At 64.5% G+C, this 7,211-nt stretch carries 6 protein-coding genes; 3 read left to right on the forward strand and 3 right to left on the reverse strand.

What is annotated here, in order from left to right; genetic code table 11:
* Positions 1-137: 137 nt before the first annotated feature.
* The 3 genes from VEC01_RS20305 to VEC01_RS20315 all read right to left on the reverse strand — a co-directional run bounded on the left by VEC01_RS20305 (position 138) and on the right by VEC01_RS20315 (position 3,225).
* The gene (locus tag VEC01_RS20305; RefSeq protein WP_324902737.1) at positions 138-833 is read right to left on the reverse strand and encodes an RNA polymerase sigma factor; all 696 of its coding nucleotides are present in this window, start codon (positions 831-833) and stop codon (positions 138-140) included.
* A gap of 156 nt (positions 834-989) precedes the next feature.
* Entirely contained in the window at positions 990-1,982 is a 993-nt protein-coding gene (locus VEC01_RS20310; protein ID WP_324902738.1) for an NAD-dependent epimerase/dehydratase family protein, read from the reverse strand.
* An 88-nt stretch (positions 1,983-2,070) separates the two neighbouring features.
* Complete coding sequence (locus tag VEC01_RS20315; RefSeq protein ID WP_324902739.1) at positions 2,071-3,225, reverse strand: GGDEF domain-containing protein; 1,155 nt, start codon at positions 3,223-3,225, stop codon at positions 2,071-2,073.
* Between the two features lie 488 nt (positions 3,226-3,713).
* Here VEC01_RS20315 and VEC01_RS20320 point away from each other — a divergent pair, with 488 nt between their 5' ends.
* The 3 genes from VEC01_RS20320 to VEC01_RS20330 form a co-directional block, all read left to right on the forward strand.
* Positions 3,714-5,228 (forward strand): tetratricopeptide repeat protein, encoded by a 1,515-nt coding sequence (locus tag VEC01_RS20320; RefSeq protein WP_324902740.1) that lies wholly within the window; start codon positions 3,714-3,716, stop codon positions 5,226-5,228.
* A 149-nt stretch (positions 5,229-5,377) separates the two neighbouring features.
* Entirely contained in the window at positions 5,378-5,677 is a 300-nt protein-coding gene (locus VEC01_RS20325) for a hypothetical protein (RefSeq protein ID WP_324902741.1), read from the forward strand.
* Between the two features lie 56 nt (positions 5,678-5,733).
* On the forward strand, positions 5,734-7,211 hold a 1,478-nt coding region (locus VEC01_RS20330; protein WP_324902742.1), incomplete at its 3' end, for an aldehyde dehydrogenase family protein.

Consider the following 7,211-nt stretch of genomic DNA (forward strand, 5'->3'; position numbering starts at 1 on the left):
AGCAGCAGGCCGGACTTGCCGAGGAAGCCGCGGCGGGTGGCGGGATCGGATGCATCCGAAAAAAGCAGGAAAGACATGGCCATCTCCTTTCAGGGAAGGATGTGAGTGAAAGCGGGGCTTGGCCCCGGAAAAGGAATTCAGAGTCGCGCGAGAACGCCGGCCACGATGCGGTCGCAGCGCGCGCCGTCGAACGAGAAGGCCGTTTCGAGCGCCTGGTCGAATTCGCGGGCGAGCGCCTCGCGAAGCATGCTCCTGGCGCGGAAATAACGGCTGCGCACCGTCGCTTCCGGAATGTCGAGCGCGGCTGCGGTCTGCTCGACCGATAATTCCTCGACCGCCCGCAGGACAAAGACGGTGCGGAAGTTATCGGGCAGGGCGTCGATTCCGGACTCGATCAGGCGCCGCGTGTCCGCCCGCATCGCCGCGTGCTCCGGCTGGTCCAGGCGGGATTCGTTCACGGGCGGGTTCATGGCGGCCTCCGACGTGTCCTCTTCCGGTTGGGATTCAGGGACGATCTGGATGATCTGCGCCCTGCGGTTATTCTTGCGTATGCGCCCCAGCGCCTCGTTGACGACGATGCGCGTCAGCCAGGTGGCAAGGCTGGCGTCGCCGCGAAACCTGTCGAGGTTGCGATAGGCGAGCAGGTAGGAGTCCTGCAGGATGTCCTCGGCTTCGGCATCGTCCTTCACGATGCTGCGCGCCGTCCGGTAGAGCGCACGGTTGTAGCGGCGCATCATGACTTCGAAGGCGCGGTGATCGCCAAGGGCGGAGCACGCGACGAGTTCGGCATCCGAGTGCCGGTGGAAGTCTGGTCTGGAATTCTGCGCTTGCATGTTGGCTCCGGATCTTTACCGATTCACACCATTAGATGTCATGAAAATCGATCACGTTCCGGCGCGCCTCGGCAGACGCCACCCTGCAGGCCGCGCATGACATCGCGCGCTACGGGGAGCGCAGGACGCCGGCGTCACGCAGACGCGCTTCTTCGATCATCCGGGGCCGGCATCCGCCCCGGCTGTCCGCTTGACGCCGCCCGGCGCGATTGTCTCCGGCGGCAAGCTTTGCCGTAACGCTTCCACAATCGGGGTATGGGGAACGGTACCGATCAGTTTGCGCAGCTTCGATTCGTCGAGGCGGTGCGGACGTTGCCAGAGATAGCGCATCTCCAGCAGTGCGCGGAACATCGGCACCACGGGGGAGGCCATCTTCAGCAGCCACCATGGCATCTGCCGCAGCTTGAGCGGGCGGCCGGCGGCGGCTTCGAGCGCATGGAACAGTTCGAGGCCGGTGAGCGTCAGCCCGCCGTAATGGAGCACCTCGAACGGCGCCAATGCATCGCGGCGTTCGGCGACGGCGACAAATACCTGTGCCAGGTCCGGCAGGTAGGCCCAGGCATGCGGCAGGTCCGGCGGCCCCGGATAAACGACTTCCTGCTTGTCCAGTTTTTTGGCAATGACCAGGTCGATCCAGGTGCCGGGCACGTTCCCGCCGAGGAAATCGCCGGCGCGGATGACGACGCTCCGTACTCCCTCGGTTGCAGCCGATTGCATCTGCCTTTCCAGTTCGATCCGGATCCTCGCCTTCGAGGTGTTCGCTGCCTGGGGCGTGTCTTCGGCCAGGTGCTCCGGCAATGCGTTGCCGAAGTTGTAGACATTCCCGGGGAGCATCAGGAGCGCGCCGGTACGGCGTGCAAGCGCCAGCGCGCTCCGGGTGATCGGTGGAACCAGCCGTTCCCATTCGGTATACGCCGGATTCAAGCCGTTGACGATTACCTGGACGGCGCCGCAACGGCGTACCAGTTCGTCGGTATCCAACGGGTCGCATTGCACGGAAACCACGGCGCGCGGCAGCGCATCCCGTTGCGCGGACCGGCTTTGAGCGATCACCTTCCACCCCGCATTGCTGAATGCCTCGACCGCCGCGTGGCCGAGGCGGCCGTTAGCGCCAAGAATCAAAGCCACGGGCGCAGAATTATCATGCATGCAAGGCTCCTTCATGTTATGTCGGGAAGATCACGGGGCTGCAGGACGCTATTGTGAGGGAGATGCGCAGGCATCACAACGCGCACTGTCAGATTGTCCCGCTGCAGCGCGCCTCGGTGAGGCATGTCACTGCCTCTCCACCGCATGCGACGATGCGGTCACGGCCATCCGCCTTGGCTTGATACAGCATCGCGTCCGCCCTCTGGATGCCCGCGTCGATCGGCTCACCCGCGCCGAGTTCGATCAGGCCGGCGGAAAAAGTCACTTGGACCGCAACGCCGGCGCTGTCGAGCCGCAACGAGCGCAACTGGTCGCGCAGCCGTTCGATGGTCGTGATTGCCGCGTCGAGCTGCGTGTGCGGCAGATACAGCAGGAATTCCTCGCCGCCCCAGCGCGCAATGACATCGTTGGCGCGCAGGTTCTGCAGGCACGCCTGCGAAAACGCGCGCAGCACCGCGTCGCCGGCGGCATGCCCGTAGGAGTCGTTTATTTTCTTGAACCAGTCGATGTCCAGCAGCGCCAGGCAGGGCGGCATGTCGCCCGGAATCCGGCGCGCCCATTCGCGGTCGAGCAGATCGATCATGTAGCGCCGGTTCGGCAAGGCGGTGAGTTCGTCACGCGTGGCGAGCATCTGGATATGCGCCAGCGCTTCGACCAGCGCCTTGTTCTGCGCCTTGAACCCGGCGCGCAATTCGCTCAGCCGGCCGGTCAGCGTGGCCACCACCAGCAGCATCGAGCCGCTGAGCGTGAAGTGGATCAGTTCCGTCTTGGGGTTGAACAATTCCGGCGCGGTGAACTTCATGGACAGCATCGCCAGGCCGAGCAGCGTCAGCGCGAAAACGCTGAGCGCATGGGTTTTCCTTGCCTCGAGCGTGAATGCGCAAAAGACCAGGATGACGAGGAGAATGACGAGGGAAGCACCGCGCAGGGGGCCCATCACCGAATAGCCGGCCACGGTGCAGACGACGGCGAAGCGCCCCTGATAGACGGACAGTTGTGCCGGCGCCAGGTCAAGGCGCTTGCTCAGGCGGATCAGGACATAGAAAAAACTGTGTCCGGCGACCGCCAGCACCGTCAGGCCGACGACCGGCGCGCGCCGGGCCGCGCCGGCCAGGACTTCGACCCAGAGGATGGACAGGGACAGCACATAGAGCAGCACGGTTGCGCCCCAGTAGGTGATCAGCCTGCGCATCTTCGGGTCGTCGCCGGCCACGTGATCGATCATGCGCGAAACAGCGCTCATGGAATGTCTCCTCCCGTTGTCCCCAGGATTGCTGCCGCATGCGCAGTACGTCAGGCGTTTGAACGGAGTATGCCGCTGCGATGGGCAGGTAATGTGTCGACAAGGATATATTGGCTGGGGTAAAGCTGCAAAATTCCGTGAACTTGCGGACGGCTAGGAGCGGTAAAGCCGGCTAGCGCGGTGCACGGCCTCGGGACGGATATGCCGGGAGGGGAGGCGGGTTTAGGCAGTGCAACCCGAGGGGATGCGGGGTCGGATTTGGGGGCATCCTCTCGCGACTGCAGCCATGCGAAAACGCAAGCGTTTGCGGCAGCGCAAGCCAAGGCGCAGGATCATGCATCAACCTGCCGCGCTTTGGTTCCCGACGGCGCTCGGCTTGTCTCGCAAAGCCAATTCTTTGGCTCCTGCGGTCATCGCAATCCGCTGTTTCCGCATCTCATGTCATTTTAATATCTTCCCACGCCTCAACTACTTTAACCGTGGAAATCATGCGCCGACACATCATTCCCCTTTTCATCGCTTCCCTTTTCTCCGCCGCCGCCCAGGCCGGCTACGTGGAGGGCATGGCCGCCTACAACAAGAACGACTTCACGAATGCGCTGAACGAATGGCGTCCGCTCGCCGAGCAGGGGGATGCCCGGGCGCAATACCAGCTTGGCTGGCTGCATGAGCGCGGCGAAGGCGTGAAGCAGGATTTCGCGCAGGCGGCGAACTGGTATCGCAAGGCCGCCGAGCAAGGCTATCCGCTGGCCCAGATCAACCTCGGCAACCTGTATACGCTGGGCCAGGGCGTGCAGCAGAACCACAGGCAGGCGGTGCTCTGGTATCGCAAGGCGGCCGACCTGGGCTACGCCAGCGCGCCGGTCAATGCCGGGGTGCGTTTTGAGCACGGCGAGCTGGCCGAACTCGACCTCGACCTGCCGAAATACCGCAAGCCGGGCGAGCAGGATCGCATGTCGGCGCAGCTCAACCTCGCCAGCGCGCTGTACAACAACGGCCAGGGCGTGGTCCAGGATTACGACCAGGCGCTGCAGTGGTATCGCCGCGCGGCGGAGCAGGGCCATGCGCTGGCGCAGATCAACCTCGGCAACATGTACACCAACGGCCAAGGCGTGCCGCAGAACCCGCGCATGGCGATGTACTGGTACCGGCGCGCCGCGGAGCAGGGCAGTGCGCAGGCATTGAACAACCTCGCCAACATGTACCGCAAGGGGCTCGGCGTGAAGCAGGATTATGCGACGGCCGCGCAGTGGTATCGCAAGGCGGCCGAAGCCGGCGACATGGGTGCGCAGGTCAATCTCGGCCTGATGTACTACAACGGCGAAGGCGTGCGCCGCGACTTCGGCGAAGCCTTCCAGTGGTACAGCAAGGCTGCCGCGCAGGGCGACGCCGGCGCGCAGTACAACATCGGGCTGATGTATTTCAACGGCGAGGGCATCGCGCAGGATTACCTCGAGGCGTCCGAATGGTATCGCCGTGCAGCGGAGCAGGGCCACGCTCTGGCGCAGCACAACCTGGCCGACATGTACATGAAGGGGCTGGGAGTGGACCAGGACTATGCGATGGCGGTGCACTGGCACCGCAAGTCGGGCTTCCAGGGCGACGCCCATGCGCAGAACAAGCTGGGCGACCTGCTGCTGGCCGGCGGCCAGGGCACGCAGCAGGATCACGCGGAAGCTGCGCAGTGGTACCGCAAGGCGGCCGAACAGGGATATGCGACCGCGCAGTACAACCTCGGCAACATGTACCGGCGCGGCATCGGCGTCAAGCAGGATTTCATGCAGGCGGCGCAGTGGTACCGCCGCGCCGCCGACCAGGGCGATGCCGGCGCGCAGTTCCAGCTCGGCGTCCTGTACAACAACGGCGAGGGTGTGCGTCAGGACGTCGCGCAGGCGCTGGACTGGTATCGCAAGGCGGCCGATCAGGGCCACGCCGGCGCGCAGTACAGCCTCGGCATGATCTACGCGAAGGGGCGCGGCACGTTGAGCATGCTGACCAGGTAAAGATGCGGTAAAGGGTTGATCGAGCGAGCTTTCAGGGTGCAGCGATGCACCCTGTTTTTTTTCCGGGGCCGGGTCGCGGCCGAAACGCATGGGCCGGGTCAGTTTTTTCCGACGGATGCGGCGGGCTACGCCGGTTCGGCGCTCATGGCGTGAAATGTCAAGCAATTGGCTTTCAAAGGCAAAAAAACCGGCTGAAATTTGATTACATTGATTCTCAGATGGCGCAAAAACATGCGCCGGCTTTCCTGCATGCGGATTGCTCATTGGAGGCGAAGCGATGCAAGGTCATGCCCGAGATGATTGGCGGCGATACCCGCAGGCCGGGTATCATGACCGGGAATAAGGGCGCACGCGCTCCGGATTACGAAATCGAAATTGCCAAAGGGCAGCAGGCGGAGCCGGACTGTCGATCTTGCGCCGGCATTCGCGGCCCCCTTGCAACAGGATGACCAGGCGTGGCGCTGCGCCCGGTAGCGGTGATATTTGTCTTCTGACAGGAGAAAAAATGCAAACAACGGTGTCAGTCCAGCCTGAACGTACGCTTGCGGCGGTGCCGGCGCAGGCTGAAAGCGATCCGGCGCAGATGCGCGCGGCATTCGACAGCCAGCAGGAGACGGCGCTGCGCTGGCGGCAATCGACCGCGCAGGAGCGCATCGCGCGCATCAAGCGCCTGCGCGATGCGATGATGGCGCAGCGCGAAGCCTTCTATGAGGCGTTCCGCCAGGATTACCGCAAGTCGCCGTCCGAGGTGGAGGCATCGGAACTGCTGCCGGTGATGGATGAGATGCGCCACGCGATCGGCAGCCTCAAACGCTGGATGAAGCCGCGCCGCGTGATGCCGACCTCCACCATGCTCGGCACCAGGGCAGCGGTGCAGTACCAGCCGCGCGGCCGGGTGCTGATCATCGCGCCGTGGAACTATCCGCTGTCGCTGTGCTTCGGCCCGCTGGTGTCGGCGCTTGCGGCCGGCAATACGGCGATCATCAAGCCTTCCGAGATGACGCCCGCGGTATCGGCGCTGATGGGACGCATCATCGGCGACGTCTTCCCGGCCAGCGAAGTCGCGCTGTTCGAAGGCGGCCTGGCGACCTCGCAGGCGCTGCTCGAGCTGCCGTTCGATCATATCTTCTTTACCGGATCGCCCGCGGTCGGCAAGGTCGTGATGGCGGCCGCCGCGAAGCACCTGACCAGCGTGACGCTGGAACTCGGCGGCAAGTCGCCGACCATCGTCACCGAAAGCGCCGATCTCCGCGTCGCGGCGGAAACGCTGATGTGGGGGAAATTCCTCAATGCCGGCCAGACCTGCGTCGCTCCCGATTATGTGTACGTGCACGACACGGTGAAGGATGCCTTCGTCGCCGAATGCCGCAAGGTACTGCAGGCGCGTTACGGCACGAGCGCCGCCGACCAGAAGCGCAGCGCCGACCTTACCCGCATCGTGAACCAGCGGCATACGCAGCGCGTTGCATCCCTGCTGTCGGATGCGGTCGCGCGCGGCGCGGCGGTGCAGACCGGCGGCGAGGTCGACCTGGCGCAATGCTATGTGGCGCCGACCCTGCTCGACCGGGTCCCGCCGGACGCCGACATCATGGAGGAGGAGATCTTCGGCCCGCTCTTGCCCATCCTCGGCTATGCGAAGCTCGACACGGTGATCGCGGAAATCAACGCGCGTCCCAAGCCGCTGGCGCTCTACATCTGGAGCCGCGACAAGAAGGAAATCGACACCGTGCTGGCGCGCACCAGTTCCGGCGGCGCCTGCGTCAACCACTGTGTGATGCACTTTGCGCACGGCGGGCTGCCGTTCGGCGGCGTCAACAATTCCGGCATCGGCAGCGCCCACGGCCATTTCGGCTTCCTCGCGTTCTCGCATGAACGCGCGGTGCTGCGCGCCACGCCGCTGATGCTGGTCAAGCTGTTCTTCCCGCCGTTCACCGAGGGCCGGCGCCGGCTGATCCGCAGCGTGGTCGACATGCTGCGGCTGCC

It is taken from the genome of Noviherbaspirillum sp. (assembly GCF_035627455.1).
Classification (GTDB): Bacteria; Pseudomonadota; Gammaproteobacteria; order Burkholderiales; family Burkholderiaceae_D; genus Noviherbaspirillum.